This is a genomic window from Streptomyces sp. NBC_00442, from assembly GCF_036014195.1.
Classification (GTDB): domain Bacteria; phylum Actinomycetota; class Actinomycetes; order Streptomycetales; family Streptomycetaceae; genus Streptomyces.
This window is the reverse complement of sequence record NZ_CP107918.1, coordinates 7,581,369-7,603,719: the sequence shown is the minus strand read 5'-3', so window position 1 is coordinate 7,603,719 and position 22,351 is coordinate 7,581,369. Positions and strand designations below refer to the sequence as shown.

General features: G+C 71.5%; 22 protein-coding genes and 1 pseudogene. 10 read left to right on the top strand and 13 right to left on the bottom strand.

The features are described 5' to 3' along the window. Positions 1 to 42: 42 nt before the first annotated feature. From OG432_RS34320 to OG432_RS34305, 4 genes are all read right to left on the bottom strand, one after another. Complete coding sequence (locus tag OG432_RS34320; protein ID WP_328314857.1) at positions 43 to 534, bottom strand: MaoC family dehydratase; 492 nt, start codon at positions 532 to 534, stop codon at positions 43 to 45. Further along, entirely contained in the window at positions 531 to 1,910 is a 1,380-nt protein-coding gene (locus tag OG432_RS34315; RefSeq protein ID WP_328315363.1) for an MFS transporter, read from the bottom strand. The genes OG432_RS34320 and OG432_RS34315 overlap by 4 nt, the downstream gene beginning before the upstream one ends. A 146-nt stretch (positions 1,911 to 2,056) precedes the next feature. Then, positions 2,057 to 2,695 (bottom strand): TetR/AcrR family transcriptional regulator, encoded by a 639-nt coding sequence (locus OG432_RS34310; protein WP_328314856.1) that lies wholly within the window; start codon positions 2,693 to 2,695, stop codon positions 2,057 to 2,059. Between the two features lie 113 nt (positions 2,696 to 2,808). Further along, a complete protein-coding gene (locus OG432_RS34305) occupies positions 2,809 to 3,276 on the bottom strand; it encodes a PPOX class F420-dependent oxidoreductase (RefSeq protein ID WP_328314855.1) in 468 nt (155 codons plus the stop codon). 179 nt (positions 3,277 to 3,455) lie between these two features. Between OG432_RS34305 and OG432_RS34300 the strand changes: the two genes are divergently transcribed. Together OG432_RS34300 and OG432_RS34295 are read left to right on the top strand one after the other, a co-directional pair. Next, positions 3,456 to 3,674: a hypothetical protein gene (locus tag OG432_RS34300; protein ID WP_328314854.1), complete on the top strand. Its 219-nt coding sequence runs from the start codon at positions 3,456 to 3,458 to the stop codon at positions 3,672 to 3,674. Positions 3,675 to 3,810: 136 nt separating this feature from the next. Beyond that, a complete protein-coding gene (locus OG432_RS34295) occupies positions 3,811 to 4,644 on the top strand; it encodes a PIG-L family deacetylase (RefSeq protein WP_328314853.1) in 834 nt (277 codons plus the stop codon). Between the two features lie 44 nt (positions 4,645 to 4,688). Here the strand turns inward: OG432_RS34295 and OG432_RS34290 are convergent, their stop codons facing one another. After that, a complete protein-coding gene (locus tag OG432_RS34290) occupies positions 4,689 to 6,098 on the bottom strand; it encodes a short-chain fatty acyl-CoA regulator family protein (RefSeq protein WP_328314852.1) in 1,410 nt (469 codons plus the stop codon). Between the two features lie 398 nt (positions 6,099 to 6,496). Here OG432_RS34290 and aceA point away from each other — a divergent pair, with 398 nt between their 5' ends. From aceA to OG432_RS34275, 3 genes are all read left to right on the top strand, one after another. Further along, positions 6,497 to 7,783: an isocitrate lyase gene (gene aceA, locus OG432_RS34285; RefSeq protein ID WP_328314850.1), complete on the top strand. Its 1,287-nt coding sequence runs from the start codon at positions 6,497 to 6,499 to the stop codon at positions 7,781 to 7,783. Positions 7,784 to 7,969: 186 nt separating this feature from the next. After that, positions 7,970 to 9,568, top strand: a complete 1,599-nt coding sequence (gene aceB / locus OG432_RS34280) for a malate synthase A (RefSeq protein WP_328314849.1) — start codon at positions 7,970 to 7,972, stop codon at positions 9,566 to 9,568. After that, positions 9,565 to 10,434: a 3-hydroxybutyryl-CoA dehydrogenase gene (locus OG432_RS34275; RefSeq protein WP_328314848.1), complete on the top strand. Its 870-nt coding sequence runs from the start codon at positions 9,565 to 9,567 to the stop codon at positions 10,432 to 10,434. The genes aceB and OG432_RS34275 overlap by 4 nt, the downstream gene beginning before the upstream one ends. Positions 10,435 to 10,493: 59 nt before the next feature. Here the strand turns inward: OG432_RS34275 and OG432_RS34270 are convergent, their stop codons facing one another. Beyond that, positions 10,494 to 11,099 (bottom strand): hypothetical protein, encoded by a 606-nt coding sequence (locus OG432_RS34270; RefSeq protein WP_328314847.1) that lies wholly within the window; start codon positions 11,097 to 11,099, stop codon positions 10,494 to 10,496. Positions 11,100 to 11,435: 336 nt separating this feature from the next. Here OG432_RS34270 and OG432_RS34265 point away from each other — a divergent pair. Next, positions 11,436 to 11,952, top strand: a pseudogene (locus OG432_RS34265) (3-beta hydroxysteroid dehydrogenase); the annotation flags it as partial. An 85-nt stretch (positions 11,953 to 12,037) separates the two neighbouring features. Here OG432_RS34265 and OG432_RS34260 read toward each other — a convergent pair. Beyond that, the gene (locus tag OG432_RS34260) at positions 12,038 to 12,274 is read right to left on the bottom strand and encodes a chaplin (protein WP_328314846.1); all 237 of its coding nucleotides are present in this window, start codon (positions 12,272 to 12,274) and stop codon (positions 12,038 to 12,040) included. Positions 12,275 to 12,622: 348 nt separating this feature from the next. Between OG432_RS34260 and OG432_RS34255 the strand changes: the two genes are divergently transcribed. Further along, entirely contained in the window at positions 12,623 to 13,612 is a 990-nt protein-coding gene (locus tag OG432_RS34255; RefSeq protein WP_328314845.1) for a phospholipase, read from the top strand. 148 nt (positions 13,613 to 13,760) lie between these two features. Here the strand turns inward: OG432_RS34255 and OG432_RS34250 are convergent, their stop codons facing one another. Beyond that, entirely contained in the window at positions 13,761 to 14,870 is a 1,110-nt protein-coding gene (locus tag OG432_RS34250) for a carboxylate-amine ligase (protein WP_328314844.1), read from the bottom strand. A gap of 342 nt (positions 14,871 to 15,212) precedes the next feature. On the opposite strand from OG432_RS34250, the gene OG432_RS34245 reads away from it, so the two are divergent. Beyond that, entirely contained in the window at positions 15,213 to 15,953 is a 741-nt protein-coding gene (locus OG432_RS34245; protein ID WP_328314843.1) for a hypothetical protein, read from the top strand. Positions 15,954 to 16,104: 151 nt separating this feature from the next. After that, a complete protein-coding gene (locus OG432_RS35000; protein WP_443058625.1) occupies positions 16,105 to 16,365 on the top strand; it encodes a hypothetical protein in 261 nt (86 codons plus the stop codon). Positions 16,366 to 16,408: 43 nt separating this feature from the next. Here the strand turns inward: OG432_RS35000 and OG432_RS34240 are convergent, their stop codons facing one another. The 3 genes from OG432_RS34240 to OG432_RS34230 form a co-directional block, all read right to left on the bottom strand. Further along, positions 16,409 to 17,512 carry a DSD1 family PLP-dependent enzyme gene (locus tag OG432_RS34240; protein ID WP_328315362.1) on the bottom strand — a complete coding sequence of 368 codons (1,104 nt, stop codon included), beginning with the start codon at positions 17,510 to 17,512 and terminating at the stop codon, positions 16,409 to 16,411. A 140-nt stretch (positions 17,513 to 17,652) separates the two neighbouring features. Then, complete coding sequence (locus OG432_RS34235; RefSeq protein ID WP_328314842.1) at positions 17,653 to 18,612, bottom strand: ornithine cyclodeaminase family protein; 960 nt, start codon at positions 18,610 to 18,612, stop codon at positions 17,653 to 17,655. Continuing rightward, positions 18,609 to 19,334, bottom strand: a complete 726-nt coding sequence (locus OG432_RS34230) for a helix-turn-helix transcriptional regulator (RefSeq protein ID WP_328314841.1) — start codon at positions 19,332 to 19,334, stop codon at positions 18,609 to 18,611. Before OG432_RS34230 ends, OG432_RS34235 begins: the two co-directional genes overlap by 4 nt. Before the next feature lie 123 nt (positions 19,335 to 19,457). Between OG432_RS34230 and OG432_RS34225 the strand changes: the two genes are divergently transcribed. Then, positions 19,458 to 20,387, top strand: a complete 930-nt coding sequence (locus OG432_RS34225) for an aldo/keto reductase (protein ID WP_328314840.1) — start codon at positions 19,458 to 19,460, stop codon at positions 20,385 to 20,387. 209 nt (positions 20,388 to 20,596) lie between these two features. Here the strand turns inward: OG432_RS34225 and OG432_RS34220 are convergent, their stop codons facing one another. Then, positions 20,597 to 21,424: a 2-phosphosulfolactate phosphatase gene (locus OG432_RS34220; protein WP_328314839.1), complete on the bottom strand. Its 828-nt coding sequence runs from the start codon at positions 21,422 to 21,424 to the stop codon at positions 20,597 to 20,599. Next, positions 21,417 to 22,343 (bottom strand): putative PEP-binding protein, encoded by a 927-nt coding sequence (locus OG432_RS34215; protein WP_328314838.1) that lies wholly within the window; start codon positions 22,341 to 22,343, stop codon positions 21,417 to 21,419. Before OG432_RS34215 ends, OG432_RS34220 begins: the two co-directional genes overlap by 8 nt. Positions 22,344 to 22,351: the final 8 nt, after the last annotated feature.

Below are 22,351 nucleotides of genomic sequence, written 5' to 3'. Positions count from 1 at the left end.
TCGGTCGAGGCCAGAGCCGGGCGCTCCCACCGCATGCGGGACTCACGGTGTGGTCCGGGTCCTCAGCAGGTTCACCACCGTGACGCGCAGTACGGCGGCTCCGTCGTCGTCGAGGAGTTCCGCCAGCGACCGGACGATTCCGCGCCCGGGGTCGGACCTCGAAGGCCTGGTCTCCAGGATGTGGACGCGCAGGTGCAATCGGTCTCCCGGCCGCACGGGCTTCAGCCAGCGCAGCTCGTCCACCCCCGGGCTGCCGAGGCTGGCCACCGTGGACAGGTAGTGCGCGGCGAACAGCTTCATCATGAGGGCGGCGGTGTGCCATCCGCTGGCCACGAGGCCGCCGAAGGGCCCGTCCTCGGCGGCGACGGGGTCGATGTGGAAGGCCTGGGGATCGAACCGGGAGGCGAAGTCGATGATGTCCCGCTCGGTCACGGTCAGGCTGCCGCAGGCGTGGGTGGTATCCGCCGTGTAGTCCTCGAAGTAGCGGTCGCCGACGGGGACGGTGAAGCCGTCGGTGGGGTCCTCGGTGCTCATGGTGTCTCTCCTTCGCGTTGGTGTTCGTCGGTACCGGCCGTTTCGGCGGTGTCTCTTCCTCCCCGCCGGTGGGTGCCTGCCGGCAGCAGCATCGCCAGCGGCAGACCGATGGCTGCAACTGCGGCCAGAATCACAAGAGTTGGACCCATCGAAGGGGCGGGTGGCGCCGAAGCGCCGTCGGCGGATGTGCGGGTCGCGGCGGCAACGGCGATGCCGAGCGTGGGTCCGATGTTCATGGCCGTCTGCTTGAGGCCGCCGACGACCCCGGCGTATCCGGGCGGCGCGTCACCGACGACGGTGCCGGTGGCGGTGACCATCACGGTGGCGAACCCCGCGCCGAGTACGGCGAAGGCGGCGCCCATGGCCTGCCACGGGGTGGCCGGGCCGAGTCGGGACAGCGCCGCGACACCGAGGACGACGAGGACCGACCCGGCGCTCGCGGTCCGCCGCGGGCCGTAGCGGCGCAGCGCAGCGCCGGCGAGCGGAGCGCCGACCACCATGAGCACGGTGAGCGGCAGCACGCGCACGCCGCTGGTCGGCGCGTCGAGGCGGAGCACGTCCTGGAGGTAGAACGTGGCCGTGAAGAGCGCACCGAACAGGGCGGCGCTGGTGAACAGGAGGATCGTCATCGACGCCGTGACCGGTAAGGACCGCGCCACCGCCTGCGGCACGACCGGATTCGAGGCGCGGCGTTCGTGCCGCACGAACAGGGCCGCGAGGCAGCCGGTGACCAGGAGCCCGAGCAGCGTCGACGGGGCCGCCCAGCCGGCTGCCGGTACGCGCGTCAGGCTGTGGACCAGGACCGCGAGGGCGGCCGTGAGCAGGGCCGCACCGCTCAGGTCGAGGCGCTGGGCGCGGCCGCGGCCCGGGGCCGGCAGGCGCGCGGCGAGGGTGAGCGCGGCGACGACAAGAGCGAGGGGCACGTTGATCCAGAACACCGCGCGCCAGCCCAGGTGCGCGACCAGGACTCCCCCGAGGACCGGGCCCGCCCCCGCGGCCACGCCGATCGCGCCGGTACGGATGGCGACGGGCCTGCCGAGACGGTCCGCGGGATAGGCCATCCGCAGCATGGCGAGCGTCGCCGGCTGGAGCAGCGCACCGAACACGCCCTGGGCGACGCGCAGGGCGATCACCCAGCCGATCGACGGGGCGAGCGCGATACCGGCCGAGGAGGCCCCGAACCCCAGGACACCGGTGAACAGCAGCCGCGCGTGGCCGTACCGGTCCCCCAGTCGGCCGGCGACGACGAGCAGCGAAGCGACCGCGACCAGGTAGCCGGTGCTCGTCCACTGGATCTGCGTCAGGCTCGCCCCGAGGTCGCGCCGCAGGCTGGGCTGGGCCATCAGCAGGACCGTGCCGTCCAGCGCGACGAGCATCGCGCCGGCCGCGCCGACCGTCAGGGCGGCGGACTGCCGCACGGGTGGGGCGGACCGCCCACGGGGATCGGCGGCCGGGGCGGATTGCCCGATGGGATCGACGGACGCCCGTACCCGTTCGACGGACGGCCGCCCGCGCGGGGTGCTCACGCGGCCACCGGGCCCAGGTGGGCGTCCAGTGCCGTCGCGATGAGACGGTCGAGCCGCTGGTCGGCCGTTGCGTCGGCGGACGGCTCGTCACCGAGGGCGAGTTGGATGCTGCCCCGGGCCCACAGGTGGGCGATGCCGTGCAGGTTCGCCCAGAGGGCGGCGGCCGTCACCGCCGGCGGCGTGCTGGAGTCGGGTGCGGCCTCCTGCTCCGCCCGGCATCGGGCGACGAGGGCGACGATGCGCTCGAACTGCGGAAGGCTCGATTCCCGCAACCGGCGTTCGCCCGAGGCGTGCCGCTCGCTGTCCAGCAGGTCGTGACGGAACATCAGCTCGAACATGCCGTGGCATTCCAGCGCGTACCCGATGTATGCGCCGGCGACGGCGCGCAGCTGAGCCCGCGGTGACGGCGCGCCGGCGACAGCCGCCGCGCACTTGCTCCCCAGTTCCTGGAAGCCGCGCTGGGCGATCGACGACAACAGGGCGTGGTGCGTGGGGAAGTAGCGGCGCGGCGCCCCGTGCGACACCCCGGCCCTGCGGGCGATCTCGCGCAGACCGAGCGAGGCGGATCCCTCCGACTTCACCAGGTCGACGCCGACATCGATCAACCGCTCACGAAGGAAGCTCTCACTGTCCATAGACACTGTCTACCAGCTAGGCGTAGACAGTGTCTACCGAGTGGCGAGGAGGCCGTGCGCGCGCATTCGGCCGAAGGCCGGCCCGACGGCGGAGGCGGGACCACTCCGGGGGACTACCCCTGCGCCGACGACGCCGGGAATCCGCCCGTCGCCACCGGGCCCCAGCGGACCGGCGTGACACGGATCAAGGACTTGCCCTGCTTCACCATCGCCGCGCGGTACTCCGCCCAGTCCGGGTGCTCGCCGCTGATGCCGCGGAAGTAGTCCACGAGCGGCTCGACCGACTCCGGCGCGTCGAGGACCTCGGCCTCGCCGTCCACCTGGACCCACGGACCGTCCCACTCGTCGGAGAGCACGATCACGCTGACACGCTGGTCCCTGCGCGCGTTCCGGACCTTGGCGCGCTCGGGGTAGGTGGACATGACCAATCGGCCCGCGTCGTCGACGCCGCACGTCAGGGGCGATCCCTGCGGACTGCCGTCGGCCCGCCGGGTCAGCAGGATCGCACGGTGCCGCGGGCGGACGAAATCCAGCAACTGGGCCAGTTCGACAGGGGTGTTGGTAGCGATTCGAGGGCTCATGCATCGCACCCTACGACAGGCCGTCACGGCCGGGCGGTCCCGACGCGCGCCGCCACCGCCTGCCGGGTCCCGCCCCTGCGACACGTGCTCCCTCGGATACATGTCGGCCCCCGGGCGACCAACCCGTGAGAGAACGGGTAGGGACGACGCACCCGCCCGCTACCGATGGAGAAGCCCCTGTGACCAGTGACGACCTGACCGCCCGGATCACCCGCGTCGAGGCGGAACTCGCGCAACCGACCCCGCCTCCGCTGGCGGGGCAGGTCAGCATTCCCCTCGACCCGATTCGCCACCACGCCTACACCGGCGACGGAGGGCCCTGCACCACCATGCTCTTCGGTCAGCGGTGCGCCGAACCCGCCGACCATCACGACCAGTCGCTGTCCGCCCGGCCATGAGCCGAGGGCGGGCGTTGCCACAGCATCGCTCTGGCGCTTCCAGTAAGAATGGGTGGGAACGACCGAGCCCGCTACGGCTGCGTCCGTTCCAGTGGATATATGGAGAAGAACCACCTTGACACAGGAGAACTACGTCATGACTGACCGGCCTTTGACGCTCATGGCTGTGCACGCCCACCCCGATGACGAGGCGACCGGAACGGGAGGAATTCTCGCCCAGTACGCGGCTGAGGGCATTCGCACGGTCCTCGTGACGTGTACCGACGGCGGTTGCGGGGACGGACCGGGAGGAGTGAAGCCGGGCGATCCGGGGCACGACCCGGCGGCGGTCGCGTCGATGCGACGGGACGAACTCAAGGCGAGCTGCGCCATCCTGAACATCAGTCACCTGGAGATGCTGGACTACGCCGACTCCGGAATGATGGGCTGGCCCACCAATGAAGCCCCCGGGTCCTTCTGGCAGACACCCGTGGAGGAAGGCGCCGCTCGACTCGCCGAACTCATGCGCCGCTACGAACCCGATGTGGTGGTGACCTACGACGAGAACGGCTTCTACGGGCACCCGGACCACATCCAGGCGAACCGCATCACGATGGCGGCGCTGGCGATGATCGAGCAGGCCCCGAAGGTGTACTGGACGACGGCGCCCCGCTCGATGATGCAGCGGTTCGGCGAGGTCATGCGTGAGTTCCACCCGGACGCGCCGGAGCCGGACCCCGCCGAGGCCGCCGCGATGGCGAAGATCGGGCTCCCGGAGGAGGAGATCACCACCTGGGTGGACACCTCGGCCTTCGGCGCGCAGAAGTTCGACGCGCTGGCCGCACACGCGAGCCAGGGCGAGAACATCTTCTTCCTGCGGATGGGCGTGGAGCGGTTCACCGAGCTGATGGGCATGGAGACCTTCGTACGCGTCCAGGACGGCACTGGAGCGGACCTGCCCGAGAACGACCTGTTCGCCGGACTGCGCTGAACCGCCCGCCCTTCGGGGCGGTTTCCGCGCCGGTACCGGGTCCGTCAGCGGGGTGCGGAGTCGTCGACCGCGTACGGCACGAAGGTGCTGCTGTTCTGGTCGACGGCCAGCGTCCGCCCGAGCGCGGGCACGGACCTCTGGGGGCAGTCGAGCCGTTCGCAGATCCGGCAGCCCATGCCGATGGGGGTGACGGCCGCGGAGTTGTCGAGGTTCAGGCCGTCGGAGTAGACGAGCCGCGAGGCATGGCGGACCTCGCAGCCGAGGCCGATGGCGAAGGTCTTGCCGGGTTCGCCCCATCCGCCGCGGTGCCGGGTGACACTGCGAGCGGTCCACACATACCGCTGCCCGTCCGGCATCGCGGCGATCTGTACATGGATCCGGCCGGGCGCCGCGAACGCCTCGTAGACGTTCCAGAGCGGGCAGGTGCCGCCGGCCCGGGAGAAGTGGAAGCCGGTGGCCGACTGCCGCTTGGACATGTTGCCGGCCCGGTCGACCCGCACGAAGGAGAAGGGGACCCCGCGCAGCCGGGGACGCTGCAGGGTGGACAGGCGGTGGCAGACCGTCTCGTAGCCGAGGCCGTAACGGTCGGTCAGCAGCTCGATGTCGTAGCGCACGTCCTCGGCCGCGGCGTGGAAGCTGCGGTACGGCAGGATCAGGGCTGCGGCGAAGTAGCTCGCGATGCCGATCCTGGCCAGGCCGTAGGCGGGTGAGCCGGGGGCGAAGTCCTCGGCGGCCAGCCTGTCGAGTTCGGCGCCGTGTTCGAGCAGGCCCAGTTGGGTCGCCATCCGGAAGGCACGCTGTCCGGGGCGCAGCCCGCCGGACAGGTGCAGGGTGCGTGTCGACGCGTCGAAATGGTGCAGGCGGTCGCCCGCTCCGCCGGCCGTGCGGACTCCATGGCGCTCGGCGAGCCGGGCGGCCAGCGTGCGGACGACGTCTCCCGGGCGGATGCCGACGGCCCGCGCGAGGTCTTCCGCGGCGAGGTCCGTGTCGTGCAGATAGTTCTGACGTCGGTAGAAGAAGTCGCGGATCTCCTCGTGGGGCGACCGCGGCGGTTCTGCTTGTGCGTCGCGTCCCTGGGACGCTCCGGTGACGCGTTCCGCCAGGAGTTGGTTGCGCCGCCCGAGGTCGAGCAGCACGGCGGCGACCGCGGGCATCCGTGAGGCCAGTTCCGCGAGATCGGCCGGCGACACCCTCGCACCGTCGATCTCCCCCGCCAGCGCCTCGCGCAGATCGGCCACGAGCCGAGTGGTGTCACGCTCGGAGAAGAACCCGGGGTCGACGCCGAAGGCCTCGGTCAGCCGGAGCAGGACAGGCACGGTGAGCGGCCGTGAGTCGTGCTCCATCTGATTCAGATAGCTGGGCGAGATGGCCAGCAGACGCGCCAGCTCCGCCTGGCTCATGCGGCGTTCCTCGCGCAGCCGGCGCAGGCGCGCTCCCGCGTACGTCTTGCTCACCGCGTGTCCTCCGCCCTGGGGGCCCGATCACCTCTTCGCGTCCGGTCACCTTAGCCCGCGCAGGACCGTGACCGGCCCTTCGCAATCTTGGCAAAGCGTGGCGGAAAGATTCGCAGAAGTTGGCATCCGTACCCGGTTGTTGGCACTCGGTGTCACTGCCAGAGTCTGAGTGCGGCCCGCCGGATCACGGCGGACATCGCCCGGAACCGGGGCGCGATCCATGCCCTGACGTCGGAGATCCCGGCACGGTCAGTGTCACGTACCGGCAGCATTGCTCACCTGCGCCGCACGGTGTGACGGCGGGCCGCACCCCCAACTGACCGACACACAGTGCCACCCCTTGTCATGCGGCACAGGGGGATTGGCAAGACGCACACAACGAGAAGACGGTGACAGTCATGGCAGAGGCGACGACGACGCAGGCGGCCGAGGAACTCGCGCGACGCTGGGCCTCCGACCCCCGGTGGAAGGGCATCGAGCGTACCTACGGCGCCGACGACGTGGTCCGGCTCTCCGGCAGCGTCCGTGAGGAACACACCCTCGCCCGGCGCGGCGCCGAGCGCCTGTGGCGCCAGTTGCACGACCGGGACTACATCCACGCCCTGGGCGCGCTCACCGGCGGCCAGGCGGTGCAGCAGGTCAGGGCGGGGCTTCAGGCCATCTACCTGTCCGGCTGGCAGGTCGCGGCCGATGCCAACCAGGCCGGGCACACCTATCCCGACCAGAGCCTCTACCCGGTCAACTCGGTGCCGCAGGTGGTCCGACGGATCAACAACGCGCTGCTGCGCGCCGACCAGATCGCCACCGCCGAGGACTCCGGTGACACCACCGACTGGCTCGCGCCGATCGTCGCCGACGCGGAGGCCGGGTTCGGCGGTCCGCTCAACGCCTTCGAACTGACCAAGGCGATGATCGCGTCCGGCGCCGCAGGCATCCACTACGAGGACCAGCTCGCCTCGGAGAAGAAGTGCGGCCACCTCGGCGGCAAGGTCCTGGTACCGACCTCACAGCACATCCGCACCCTCAACGCGGCCCGTCTCGCGGCGGACATCGCGGACGTCCCCACGCTGATCGTCGCCCGCACCGACGCCCTGGCCGCGACCCTGCTCACCAGCGACGTGGACGAGCGCGACGCGCGGTTCGTCACGGGCGACCGAACCGCCGAGGGCTTCTACCACGTGCGGAACGGCATGGCCCCCGTCATCGCACGCGGCCTCGCCTACGCGCCCTACGCGGACCTCATCTGGGTCGAGACCGGCACCCCCGACCTGGCGCAGGCCCGCGAGTTCGCCGAAGCCATCCACGCCGAACACCCGGACCAGATGCTCGCGTACAACTGCTCGCCGTCCTTCAACTGGAAGGCCGCCCTTGACGACGACCAGATCGCGAAGTTCCAGCGCGAGCTGGGCGCGATGGGCTACCGCTTCCAGTTCATCACCCTGGCCGGCTTCCACTCCCTCAACCACGGCATGTTCGACCTGGCACACGGCTATGCCGAGCACGGCATGACGGCCTATGTCGACCTCCAGGAGCGGGAGTTCACGGCGCAGGCGCAGGGCTTCACCGCCGTCAGGCACCAACGCGAGGTCGGCACCGGCTACTTCGACCTCGTCTCCACCGCCGTCAACCCCGCATCCTCGACGACCGCCCTTTCGGGCTCCACGGAAGAGGAGCAGTTCCACTAGGGCGACCCCGGGGCGCCGCCAGCCCGCCCCCGCCGGGCCGGCAGCGGTCATACCCGGCCGGCCCGGCGGGGGCGGGGGTCGCACGACCGCCCTCGCGCGGCCCCTCCGGCTTCCCTCCCTTCCGGCCTCCCCCCGCCCGTCCATCCGGCCCTCCCTCCCCCTCTGGCCTCCCCTCAGGAGATCCCGATGTCCATCACGGCTCTGTCCCGGCGACTGCGTGTCCTCGCGGCTCCGGGCGAACGTCACGACGAGATCCTCACGCCGGCCGCCCTCGATTTCGTGGGCCACCTCGTCGCCGCCTTCGGCGAGCGCAGGCGTGAACTGCTCAAGGAGCGAAGGCGGCAGGCCCTGCGCATCGCGGCAGGCACTCCTCTCGGCTTCCCGATCGCCACATCCGCCGTGCGCGCCGATCCCTCGTGGCGCGTCGCGCCCCCCGCGCCCGGTCTTGCCGACCGCCGCGTCGAGATCGGCGGACCACCGGACCGGCGCACCGCGGTCGACGCGCTCGGCTCCGGCGCCCAGGTGTGGATGGCGGACTTCGAGGACGCGATGGCGCCTACCTGGAGCAACGTCATCGGCGGCCAGCTCACCCTGCTCGACGCCGTCGAGCGACGCATCGGCTTCGACACGGCGGACGGCCGGGAGACGCGCCCCGCCGGCCCCGATCGGCTCACCACCCTCATGGTCCGGCCGCGCGGCTGGCATCTCACCGAGGACCACCTGGAGTTCGACGACGGGCCCGTGCCGGCCGCGCTCGTAGACGCCGGCCTGTACTTCTTCCACTGCGCGCGGCGTCAGATCGACGCCGGCCAGGGTCCGTACTTCTCCCTGCCGAAGCTGGAGAACCGCTACGAGGCCCGGCTGTGGAACGACGTCTTCCTCCTCGCCCAGGAGCTTCTGGACATCCCGCGCGGCACGGTCCGTGCCACCGTCCTCATCGAGACGATCACCGCGGCCTTCGAGATGGAGGAGATCCTCTACGAGCTTCGCGAACACAGCGCGGGGCTCGACGCGGGCGGCCGGGACTACCTGTTCAGCGTGATCAAGACCCTGGGACACCGGACCGACTTCCTGCTACCCGACCGGGCCCGGGTGACGATGACCGCGCCCTTCATGCGGGCGCACACCGAGCTCCTGGTACGCACCTGCCACAAGCGCGGTGCGCACGCGATGGGCGCCCTGGCCACCCAGCTGCCGGGCGAGGACCCGTCCGCCCACCAGACGGTCCTCGCCAAGGTGAGGCTCGACAAGGAACGTGAAGCGGAGGACGGCTTCGACGGATCCCGCGTCACGCATCCGGGGTTCGTGCCGGCGTGCCGCGAGGTGTTCGACGGTGTGCTCAAGGGCCGCCCCGACCAGATCGACCGTACCCGGGACGACGTCGAGGTCGCGGCCGGCGATCTGCTCGCGGTCCGCCGGATCGGCGGCGCACCGACGCAGGAAGGGGTGCGCGCCAACATCGCCGTGGCGGTGCGCTACTACTCGGCCTGGATCAACGGCCGGGGCGCTCTCGCCCTGGGCGGTCTCATGGAGGACGCGGCCAGTGCCGAGATCGCCCGCGTGCAGGTCTGGCAGTGGCTGCGGCACCGCGTGATCGACCGTATGACCGTGCTCGACCTGCTCGACGAGGAACTCACCGCGCTCGGCGCCGCCTACCCGTGGGCCGATCTCGATGCGGTGCGCGCCCTGTTCGAACGCACGTCCCTGTCGGGCGAGTTGCCCCTGTTCTTCACTCCGGACGCCTACGCCCGTCACCTCGTGCGGCACGCGGAGCCGCGGTCATGAGCGCCCGTATCGAGCGCGTCGGCGTCGTCGGCGCGGGCCGGATGGGCGCGGGCATCGCCGAGATCTGCGCACGGGCCGGACTGGACACGGTGGTCTGCGAGGCGGACGCGACGGCAGCCCGCGGGGCGAGGGAGCGCGTCGCGGCCTCCCTCGACCGGGCCGTGGACAAGGGCAAGGTGACGGCGAGCGCGGCACAGGACGCCCTGCCTCGCCTCGTCTTCACCGGAACGCTGCAGGACCTGGCCGACCGGCAGCTCGTCGTCGAGGCCGTCGTCGAAAACGCCGCGGCCAAGACCGAGGTGTTCGCGGCGCTCGACAAGATCGTGGAGGACCCCGAAGCGGTCCTCGCGACGAACACGTCGTCGCTGCCCGTGATGCGCCTGGGCATGGCCACGCGCAGCGCCGACCGCGTGGTGGGGCTGCACTTCTTCAACCCGGTGCCGGTGCTGCCGCTGGTCGAGGTCGTGCCCTCACTGCACACCTCCGCGGGAACGGTGGCCGCCGTCGAGGCCTTCGCCACCGGCACGCTCGGCAAGACGGTCGTCCGCTCCCGCGACCGGGCCGGCTTCGTCGTCAACGCCCTGCTCGTCCCGTACGTGCTGGCCGCCGTGCGCATGGCGGAGTCCGGCTTCGCCACCGCCGCCGACATCGACGCCGGCATGGAACTCGGCTGCGCCCACCCGATGGGCCCGCTCAAGCTGGCGGACCTGATCGGTCTCGACACACTCGCCTCGATCGCCGAGTCCCTCTACGACGAGTTCAGAGAACCCCTGTACGCCCCTCCCCCGCTGCTGCAGCGGATGGTCCAGGCGGGCCTCCTGGGCCGCAAGTCCGGGCGGGGGTTCCACGTGTACGGCCGTGGCTGAGCGTCGTGGCCGTTCCAGGCGCCGGTTCCGGTCAGCTGCGACGTTCTTCCGACCTATCGTCAGGGCCGAAGCCCCGCGCGCCGGAGCGTCAGGGCCGAGAGGTCCGCGATGACGTCCGGATCTCCGCGGCGCCAGGCGTCCGCAAGCCCGCCCGGCGGAGTGGGGAGTGCGGCCAGCGGTCGCTGCGGGCCGGTCAGTGCCCGCAGGGCGAGGAGGTCGACACCACCGGGAGAGTCCAGAAGATGACGGGTGGTGGCCGTGCGCCGGATCCATCGCAGCCGGGGAACGAGCCACAGCATCAGGATGACGGCGGTCGGCAGCACGATCAGAGCGACCGTGGTCAGCGTGGCGACGTGACCCACGGTGTCCTGCAGCGAGCGTCCCGCGTCGGAGAGGCTGGTGCCCGCGTGGGCGGCGGACTGCAGCGGCTTCTTCAACGAGCCGCCCACGAAGGGGACCTTGGAGGCCGCGTCGCCGGCGTCGTCGAGGCTGGAGGCGAGGCTGTCACCCGCGCTCTGGGCCTTGCGCCCCGGCTCGGCCAGCGTCAGGATCGCGTCGCGCACGACCAGGGCGAACGACACCGTGATCGCGATCAGGAGCAGAGCGATCAGATCCGCGATCAGCTGACGAATTCGGCGCGCTGGGGTCTGGGCGTAGAGACGCATGGACGTGCTCTCCTGTTCCGACGACGGGCCTCGGCTCGACCCGCCGGCTGCGAGGCGGCCGGGTCGAACGCGCGGAGCAACGGCTGGGCTTGGCGGGTGACGCGACAGTACGTGGGGCACGGCGCGAGCACGGGGAACGCGCGCCCGGGACCTGTCGCGTCCGCGCGGACCGACCGCCCCGTGCAGACGTACCCCCCTCTGCGACTGCCAGTCGTGGGAGGCGCCGGAAACGTGCGCGCCCCTCGGCGGATTCGGTCGGGTCCGGGGTTCCGTCCCGACCCGGTCAGCCCAGCGGCGCGCTGACCGCGCGCAGCTCGTCGAGGGCCACCCGGACGCATCCGGCCGGAGCCGCTCCAGGGAGCCCTCGCCGATCTGGACGTCCTGCGGGCCGGCGCCTCTCGGGCCGACGGCGTCGCCCACCTCGTGTTCGGCAATGACTTCAGCAGTCCCGAGGAGCTGGCGCGGAACAGCGCCGAGGAGAGCGCCACCCTCGCGGCACTCGGCGATGAACTCGTCGGCGGCAACCGCCCGTTCGTGACCGTGTCCGGTACGCCCCAGGCCCCGGGCCGGGCGTCCACCGAGTCCGATCCGGTGCCGACCGAAGGGCCGGAGGGCCGGTCGCCGGTCGGGGCCGCACGCTCACGGCGGTGCCCGGCCTCGCGGCGCGTGGAGTCCGGAGCACGCCCGTACGTCTGCCGCGCACGGTCACAATCGGGGCAAGGGCGGATTCGCCGGCCTGCTGACCGACATCGCCCGCAGGACCGGCGTGTCCGGCTACCCGGACGACGGCACACAGCGCCGGCCCGGCGTCCACGCGCTCGACGCGGCGGTCCTTGTCCGGCTCGCCCTGGAACATCCGGCCCTGAACGGCGACCGGGGCACTCGAAGGGGGCGGGCCACCCATCGGGCGGCCCGCCCCCTTCACCACTGCTCCGCTGTCAGCTGTTGACGCAGGTGTTGCCGAAGGCCGGGTTCAGCGCCGCGCCCGCACCGATCGTGTTGCCACAGAAGTTGACCGGAATGTGGATCGGAACCTGGATCACATTGCCCGAGCCCACGCCCGGCGAGCCGATGGCAGCGCCCTCGGCGTGCGCATCGGCCATGGCCGTACCGGCGCCACCCAGCGTCGCGCCGGCCACCAGGCAAGCCATCACGGCAAGAGTACGGATCTTCATAGGGGTTTCTCCCATCAACAGACGGTGTGACCACCCCATACGACCGCAGGACCGCCGACAGACCCGTGATTAACCCATCCAGGGGCGAGGCTCACGTCACCCGCAAGGCAGCACCCCCCTGCCGCCGGACGGTGGCAGTCGGACGGCGGACGCACGCCATGCGCACCACGGGCCCGTCGGGTGTCGCCACCTCACAACTGCCTTTCGGCCAAAGGCCTTTGCCCCGGACATGCTCACCCCTCACAAGCAACGTCCGGGGCTCCTTCCTCATCTGGGTGGGTGACCGTGGCGCATCAGGCGCCCGCTCGGCGGGGGACGCTCACCCCACCGCACGAAGGAGTACGTTTCTTGACCGCTCACCTTCGAAAGAGCACCGGCCTGCGGGGGCTGTCGGCGCTGTTGACCACCCTGTGCGCGATCGCCGGTGTCATCGGGCTCGGCACGGCCCCGGCCGCGGCGGCCGACCAGCGGCACGCCATCTACGCCATCGCCCACCGCGTCGACACCCTGGACGGTGTCGACGCCGCGCTCAAGCACGGCGCCAACGGCATCGAGATCGACGTCTGCTCCTGGTACGACCCCAACGAGTGGCGCGCCTATCACGACTGTTCCTCGGCCGGTGAGACCCGGCACGGCCCGAGCTTCGACAGCATGATCGACCGGATCGTCTCGAACGCCAAGGCGGGGCGCAGGCTCGCGCTGGTCTGGCTGGACATCAAGGACCCCAACTACTGCGGCGAAGCGCCCAACCGGGCGTGCAGCGTCGCCGGTCTGCGCGACAAGGCGCAGCGCCTGACGGCCGCCGGAATCCAGGTGCTCTACGGGTTCTACGAGTACCACGGCGGGAGCACACCGGACGTCGGCGGCAGGGGCTGGCAGAGCCTGCAGGGCAAGCTCGGTCCTCTGGAGGGCATCACGACCACCGGCACCCGTGACCAGGTCGTGGGCGCCTTCAACCGCTCCGGCTCCGGCTTCCCGAGCGGCCGCCGGGTCATGGACTACGGCGACACCGACATCACCAACGGGTTCGGCAACTGCACGGAGCCCAGCCAGAAGACGTGCGCGGAGCTGAAGAAGGGCGCCGGGGACCGTACGGCCAAGCGCCTGGCAGCAACGTTGTCGTGGACGACGACGTACAACGACCCCTGGTACGTGGACAAGCTGCTCGGCGACGCGCGCGTCGACGGGATCATCGCGGGCTACGGCGCCTTCACCGGTGTGCGTGAGTACGACGACAACTGGAAGTGCGCCAACGCCATCAACCTGATCCGCGACTGGGTCGGCAAGCACGGCTCCACCCACCGCATGGCCACCAGCTCCGACCGTCTGTTCACCTAGCCGATCCCGTCGGGTCACCTAGCCGAACCCGTCGGGCCGGGCACGGCGGCGTCCCGGGCCTCCCGCGGGCCGCCGACCGCGTTCCCGGCCGGCGGCACCGCTCCCGTGCGGGCTCGAAACGATGGCCTCGCGGCGCCTTTCGGTCTGTTCAGTCGCCGTCCTGCGCCGTACCGACGGCGGTCTCTTCGGTGATGAAGTCGATCAGGGCGGACATACCCGAGCGCCCCAGGACCTGGCGCTGGCGGTCAGCGCCGGTGCCCTCGCGCAGGAGCCGGTGGACGAGGGGTTCGACATGGCGGGTGTCGCCGTGCTCGTCGAGGGCCTGCCTGATGTGCTCGGCGAGTTGGTACAGGACGTCGCCGGCGGCGTGGGGCCGGCCTTCGGTGTCCAGGAGCGTGGTGCTGAGGCCATGGCGGGCGGCGTGCCACATGGCGGCCTGGAGCAGCTCGGGCTGGCACCTCGGCTCGGGGGCGGCGTCCTTGTGCTCGCGCAGTGCGGTGGCGGCCAGGGCACGGACGACGCCGGCGAGCATGACGGCGTCGTCGACGCGCAGCTGGACGTCCATGCAGCGCACTTCGAGCGTGGGAAAGCGCTCGGAGAGACGGGCCTGCCAGTACAGCTGGCCGGTGTCACCGATCGTCTCCGACGCGATCAGCGCGTCGATGCGCTGCTCATAGTCGCCGAGGCCGGCGAAGTGCGGCGGTGGCCCGCTGACCGGCCACCGGCTGAACACCGGGGTTCGCCAGCTCGCGAACGCGGTGTCCTGGCCTTCCCAGAACGGGGAGTTCGCCGACATCGCGAGCAGCGTGGGCAGCCACAGCCGGATGCGGTTCAGGACGGCCACGCCGGTTTCCCTGTCCGGCATCCCGACGTGCACGTGCATCCCGTTGATCAGCAGGTCCTCCGCCAGGCGGCCGCCCTGATCGTGCAGTTGCACGTAGCGGCGCTCTCCCGTGACCGGGACCTGGGGTCCCGTCACCGGTGCGGCCGCGGTGGCGGCGAGCCGGCACCCGGAGCGGTCCGCTGCGGTGCTCAGCGCGTGCCGCAGCCGCAGCAGATGACCGGCCGCCTCCGTCAGCTCCTCGCACACCGGCGTGGCGACCTCCACCTGGGCCTGCAGCAGTTCCGGCTGGACCTCCCCCTCGTCGGCGAGCTCCCCGAGGCCCGCCGATCGGCGTACCTCCTCGGAGAGCGGAACAGGGTGCCCGGTGACCGGATCGAGCAGCAGGTACTCCTCTTCGACCCCAATAGTGATCATGGGGTCTGCCTACCCGCCCTGAGCCCCGCCCTACCGGTTCTTCGCAGAAGTCCCAAGGCGTGGCGTCGTTTCCGCCGCTCTCCCGCGATCACGTCCCGAAATCCCGGTGCCCGCCGCTCCCGGCTCGGTTACGGTCGGGCCGAGGATCACGTGGGGGGCGGATGACGGCGTCGCGACAGGAACCGAGCGGTGAACCGGCCTCAGCACCGGTCGATGCACCGGCCCGCCGGCTCGTGGCGGCCCTGCACGCCGAGGACGCCGAATCGGTCAGGGCCCTCCTTCGCGACGGCGCGGACCCGGACGGCTCGCCCCCCCGACGGCCTTCCCCTGCCGTGCATTGCCGTGGCGGGCTTCGATCATGAGAGCGCCGGAGCCCTGGCGGACGGTGGCGCCGATCCGGCTCGGGACCTTCCGGACGGCACGACACCGCTGCTGCGCGCCGTCGACCTGGGCTCACCGGCACTGGTCGATGCCCTGCTCGTCGACGACGTACCGCCACATCTCTGCGAGGACGTCCAGCAGCGGCTGCTCGGCCTCGCCCGGCGCTGGTGCGAGGCCGGTGCGGAGGACGAACTGCGCCGGCGAACCGGCCTCACGGAGTCCGCCGCGTGCCGCCGCGTTCGCGACGACCCCTACTCGTACATCGAGGAGCTGAGCCTCGGAGGGCTCACGGTGCGGGCCGGCCACAGCGCCATCCTGACCACTTTGGAGCGCCGGTTCCGTATCGTGACGCCGGTGGCCGAACTACTGGAACGCGCCGTGCCGCACCACCACCCCGACCCCGTCCACCGCGTCTTCCTCGCCGACGTCGCATGGAGTCCGGGCTTCGGACGTACTGGGATCGACGCGACACCGCGCACGACGCCGAATTCCTCGCCGCCTGGGCCCTCGACGAACCGGACGCCATGGTGCTCGCCCGGCTCCTGGAGGTCTACGGCGACGACGTGCATCCCGGTCAGGAGACCATCGGGCTGCTGTACGCCGCCCATCCCGACCCCCGGGTGCGCCGCCAGGTTCCGGGTCTGTTCTCGCGCGACGCACCGTACTTGTACGCACGGGAGTTCCCGCCGGGCGACGCCGTAGCCGGCACGTTGCTCGCGCTCTCCCGCGATCCGGACCCCGGCGTCCGGGGGTCCACCAGCATCGAACTGGCCGCGCATTTCACACTGGCGTTCCGCGAAGCCCTGTTGGCCCTCGTCCGTGATCCCGACCCGACGTCCGGGGGCGGGCCGCCATCGCGCTGGGCGCCACCGACGACCGGACGGCCGCCGCCACCGATGCCCTCGTCGCGCTGCTGGACGAGGACGACCAGATCCTGCGCCTGGAGATCGTCTACGCCCTCGCCCGCCGCGACGATCCCCGCACCGAGTGGGCCTGGGCACGAGTGGGCGAGCTCCCGCCGGGCTTCGGCATGGTCCACGGACAGCAGGAGGACCACCGCATCCTCGGCCACTGGGCCTATCAGCGGCGTCGGCGGTCGGCCGAATCCCCGTGATCCGACCGGCCTTTCGCCGCCCCGGGCCTACCGAACGCGCCGGTCACCAGCCGGCCACGCGCCCCCAGAAGTCGTGGATGTGCGGTGCCGGGTCCGTGCCGTGTGCGCCGTCGACGACGTGGTACCCGCGGTGCTGGGCGGCGGTGGCACAGGCGTGGTTGGGCAGGATGCGCAGCCGGGTGCCGATGGGCAGCTCGGGCAGGCGGGCCCCGTCGCGGGCGGTGAGGGTGCCGTGCTCCTGGCTGGCGCCCGTCATGACCAGCCCGGGAATGGGGTGGCCGGCCAGGTCGGTGACGAGCCCGTACCCCTGGTCCTGCGCCTGGACGGACGTGCCGCGGTCGCGGGACATGGCCATCCAGCCCCCGTCGGTGATGATCCATCCGTGCTCGGAGCGGTGTCCGATGACGGTGACGACGACCGACAGGGCCAGGTCCTCGACGCGGCAGACGCCGATGCCGGCCATCACCAGGTCGAAGAAGACGTAGTTGCCGGCGCGCAGTTCGGTGACGCCCGTGAGGTCCTCCGCCGCGTGGGCCGTGGGCGTGGAGCCGACGCTGACGGTGGCCACCGGCAGATCGGCCGCGCGCAGCCGCTCGGCAGCCGCGACGGCGCAGTCCCGTTCGTTCTCGGCCGCCAGTCGCAGCTCCTCGGCGGTGTAGGCGAAGTACGACTCCCCCGCGTGCGTCAGCACGCCGTCCAGGCAGCCCGCGGTGTGCAGGGTGCGGCCGATCTCGACGAGTTCGGGTGCCTCGGATGTGACGCCGCCGCGGTGGCCGTCGCAGTCGATCTCGATCAGGGCGGGAAGGGGAAGGCCGGTCAGGCGGGAGGCCTGGGCGACGGATTCGGCCTGGGCGACGCTGTCGAGCAGGACGCGCAGGGTGACCCCGCGGCGCAGCAGCGCCACGACGCGCGGGAGTTTGTGGGGGTCGATGCCGACGGCGTACGTGATGTCGGTGTAGCCGCCGTCGACGAACGCCTCGGCCTCGGCGAGAGTGGAGACGGTTACGGGACCGGGCGCGCCGTGATGGAGAAGCGCGGCCACATCCAGGCTCTTGGCCGTCTTGACGTGGGGACGCAGAACAACTCCCAGCCTTTCGGCGTGAGTTGAGAGCCTCTCGATGTTGCGCCGCACCTTGGACACGTCCACGACGGCGAAGGGTGTGTCGGGGTCGGCGAGGGTCCGGCCGGCGTCCGGGCCGACACAGTCCGGCCCGGCGGCGCCCGCACCTCCGGTGCCCGGACCGCCACTGGCCGATGGGTGGTTGGCGGGCGCGTCTGCGGGGGTGTTCACAGGGAGATGTCCATCTTCTTGAGGAGGGCAAGGCCCATGTACAGGTCCTGCAAGCCGATTCCGGAGCTGTCGAAGACAGTGATGTCACTGGCGTCCGAGCGCCCCGCGGTGCGCTGGGTGAGCACCTCGCCGAGAGGAGTGAGGACCGTCCCGGCCGGCGCGTGCTGGCTTTCGCCCATGCGGCGGGCCTGTTCGGGAAGGTCGCAGAAGACGCGGGCGCGGGCGAACAGTTCGGGCGGGAGCTCACGCTTGCCGGGTGCGTCCGCCCCCATGCAGGACACATGGGTGCCGGGGCGGACCCACGCGGCCTCGAACAGGGGCGCGGTGTCGGCACGGGCGGTGGTGGCCGTGACGATCACATCGGCCCGGCCGCACGCCTCTTCGGCGCCCGCGCCCCGGGCGTTGTGACCGCGGGCCGCGAGCGTCATGGCCATCCGTCGGGCGCTCTCGGCGGTACGTCCCACGACCAGGACCTCACCGACGGGCCTGACGCGGCTGACCGCCGCCACCTCGTACGCCGCCTGGTGACCGGTGCCGAAGACGGCCACCGTGGTGGCGTCGGCCCGCGCCAGCAGGTCGACGGCGAGGGCGTCGGCCGCGGCGGTCCGGTAGGCGTTCGCGGCGCCGAGTTCCATGACGGCCGCGACCCTTCCGATCGTCTGGTCCAGCAGGAGCAGGGTGGAGTGGTGGCGGGGCAGGCCGTGCTCCTCGTTGCCCGGCCAGTACGTGCCGATCTTGACCCCGGCGTGGGTCGCGGACGCGGACGGCTTGAGGGTGAACCGATTGCGCGGGTCGGACCCGTGGACGGCGAGACCGGAGAAGACCGCGCCGTCCACGGTCGCGGCGAAGGCGGCGCGCGCCGCCTCCAGGGCCAGCTCCTCGTCCGCCTGCGCGGCGGTCTCCTCCTCGGTGATGTACAGCAGTCGGCGCGCGGCGGCCGGCCCTGTGATGGTCACGAAGTGCCCTCTTTCCTCGCGTAGTTGTAGACGGTCGCCCGGGAGACGCCGAGGAGATCCGCGATGGCCTGGGCGGCGTCGCGCGCATCGAAGTGGCCGTCCTGGTGCAGCCGTCGCACCAACGCCTTCTTGTCCGCACGCCCGAGCGACCGGGGGGTGGCCCCGCGTTCCGCGGCCATGGCGTCCACCGCCCGGCGCAACTCGCGTGCGCTGCGGCTCCGCAGCGTCTCGACGGGCGGCTCGCTGTGCTCGGTGCCGGTCCCGGTGCCCGTGCAGCTCTCGGTGCCGGTGTCGGTGTCGGTGGTCACGAGGTTCGACAGCGCGAGCGCCACCGGTGAGAGCACCGACACGTCGAGGTTCAGGCAGAGCGCCGCGACGTACCGGCCGGCGGCGTTCTTGATCCCGATGGACGTGCTCTTGGCCGGGCGGCCGTCGGGGAACCGGTTCGGATAGTTCTGGATCACGCTGGGGTAGCCGGGGTCCTCGATGCGGGCGAGGCCCAGTTCCGTGACGGAGTCCCCCACGGTGCGGCCCGACAGGTTGTTCTCGATCGCTCGGATCGCATGCCGCGGATCCCGCAAGTCGTGCAGAACCACTTCGCACAGCCCGGGGAACATGCGGCCCAACGCGACAGCGATCTTCTCCGCCTCCCCGATGAGGTGCTCGTCCGCATCCGTCACCGACTCGGCCTCCGCACCCTCGCCGTCCACGACGCGCGTCACCCGCCACCGCCCTGCTAGATATTAATTCCAGATTTATATAGTCAGTCTAGGAACATCACACGCCGGTTGTCCAGGGGACGAGGCAGGAGGCGTTGGCGGAGCGAGTCGGACAGGATGGTCCCCATGAAGACAATCGCCTTCCCCCAGACCGAACTACGGGCCTCCAACATCGTCCTGGGACTGATGCGCATCGCCGAACTCGGCGACGAGGACATCCGCACCCTCTACGCCGCCGCCCGTGACGCCGGTGTCAACACCTTCGACCATGCCGACATCTACGGCCCGTCGCGCCACGCCTGCGAGGAACGCTTCGGGCAGGCGGTCAAACTCTCGGCGTCCGAGCGCGAGTCGATCGTCATCCAGAGCAAGGTCGGGATCCGGTCCGGTTTCTTCGACTTCTCCAAGGAGCACATCGTGCGCACCGTCGACGAGTCCCTGGCGGCCCTGAACACCGACTACCTGGACATGCTCCTGCTGCACCGCCCCGACACGCTCGTCGAGCCCGAGGAGGTGGCCGCGGCCTTCGACGAGCTGCACGCGGCGGGGAAGGTCGTGAACTTCGGAGTCTCCAACCACACCCCCGGCCAGATCGAACTCCTCAAGACCGCGGTCCGCCGGCCGCTGGTGGCCAACCAGGTCCAACTGAGCATCACCCATTGCCCGTTGATCGCCACGGGGATCGCGGCCAACATGGGCGGGCTCGACCAGTCGCTCGACCGTGACAACGGGCTGCTCGACTACTCCCGGGTCCACGGCATGACCCTCCAGGCCTGGTCGCCGTTCCAGAAGGGATTCTTCGACGGGGTGTTCATCGGCGACCTCGAGCACTACCCGGAGCTGAACTCCGTCCTCGACGAACTGGCGGCGAAGTACGGGGTGACTCCGACAGGCATCGCCGTCGCGTGGATCACGCGCCATCCCGCGAACATGCAGGTCGTCCTGGGCACCACCAACCCGGGCCGGGTCGCCGAGTCCGCGGCGGGCTCGGAGCTTCCGCTCACCCGGGAGGAGTGGTACCGCCTGTTCTCCGCCGCCGGCCACACCGTCCCGTAGAGCCCCGCGGTCCACACGGCATGTCCCAGCTTGGTGCGGCCGGGATCATGTGGCCCCAGCCCATGTGGCCCCAGCCCATGTGGCTCAGCCCTGCATGGCCGCGTCCTACGTGCCCGCGCCTTACGTGCCCGCGCCCCACGTGCCCGCGCCCCACGGCACGTCCGGCGCGCGCCGCCCGCCGGGGCGCGGCCACACCGGCGGGCGGCGCGTCACGCGGGCTTCGAGCGGCCGACGAACAGGCGGCCGCTCGGGTCGTCGGCTTCGCGGACCGGGACGGTGGCATCGGCGTCGACGGCCAGCGCGAGGTCCACGTCCTCGGTGAAGCCCGCGGCCACCAGCTCGCGCGCCGAGACGCATTCGCGCAGGTCGTCCGGGGAGGCCCACGCGCCTGCCGCGATACGCGCCTCGGTGGACAACAGGAGTCCCAGCGCCCGCAGTTCGCGGCAGATCAGGCCGGCGCCGAGCCAGTCCTCCACTCCCGGCCGCACCCCGGCGGTGCCCGGCGAGACCGAGCTCCACTGCTCACCGCAGGCGACCACGGTGACGCGGCGCGCGTGGCCGTCGTCGAGCAGACCGGCCAGCACCCGGGCGGCCGTCGCGGCGTTGCGCGGCCCCGCGACGACCAGTGCGGGCGCCGCGGCGGCGGCCGACACCACGGCCGCGCCGTTGAGCGAGGTGAACAGCACCCGCTGTCCCGGCTCCGCTCGCAGGATGCTCGCGGGCGACAGCGACACCGCGCCCGGCGCGGTGCTGCGCTTCTTGCTCAGCGGGCGTGCGCGCAGCAATGCACCCGCCGCCTCGGGCCCGCCCATACCGGCGATCTCGGCGCCGCTGTACACCAGGCACGCGAAGGTGCGCGCGCAGGCGATCGACATCGTGGTCGAGAAGGAGAGCACGTCCACGACGGCCACGGCATCGCCGCGTTCCGCGGCGAGAGCCGCGCCGGCCACGCCCCATTCGAGGTGGACCTGGTGGCCGGGCCAGGGGTCGAAGTCCTTCGGTGCCAGGACGTCCGAACCGTGTGGGAATTCAGTCACCGTGTGTCTGGGCCTTTCCGGTCGGTGCGACGGCATCGAGACCGAGCCGTTCGCGCAGCGCCCGTTCCTCGGCTCGGGCGATCTGCTCCCGGGTGAAGGCCTTGGTACGGGCCACGAGGTCGATGTCGGGCAGCGTGTTCTCGTCCCAGCCCAGGAGCTTGGGCAGTTCGCTGTAGTGCATGCTCACATACGGAACATCGGCGAACTCGGCCCGTTCGACCACCGCGGGACTCAAGTTACCTGCGAGCCCCCACTCCCAGGAGGCGCCCTTGGCGAGTGAGGCGACCCGGTCGATCGCCCACCACACGCTCGGGTGCAGCTTCATGTCCCAGAACTCGCGGGTCGTGGCGGTGAGCGTCGAGGACAAGTCGTTGAGGCCGAGAAGGAAGTTGCTGGCCCCCAGGGCCGCGAACTCCTCGATGTCGAACAGCGCCGAGGGGATTTCCACCATCGATCCGAAGCGGTTGGGCCAGTCCATGCGGTCGAGCGTGTCCGCGACGAAGGCCAGGTCCTCCGCGTCCCTCACGAAAGGGGCAAGGACGTGCAGGTTGGGGTGGTCGGCCGCAACCTCGGCCACGACGCGCAGCTCGGTCTCGAACGCCTCGGGCGTCTCGCGTGCCCGGCGCACTCCGCGACGGCCCTTCATGAAGTCGGCCTCGGTGTACGTCCGGTCGACGCCGATCAGGGTGTTGGCCTCCTGCGAGGTCATCTCACTGGTTCTGTACCAGATCGGCCGGTCGGGCACGGCCCGCGCGACGGCCGCCACGTACTCCCGCAGCGCGTCCTGCGTGCGCCGGGCGGAGATGAAGTGGCCGCCGGCCCGGATGACGTACTCACTGCGGATGAGCCCGACGCCGTCGAACGCCTCGACGACGGCGGCCGGGGGGATCTCGCCGCTCAGGCTGAGCCGTTGACGCATGTGCCCTC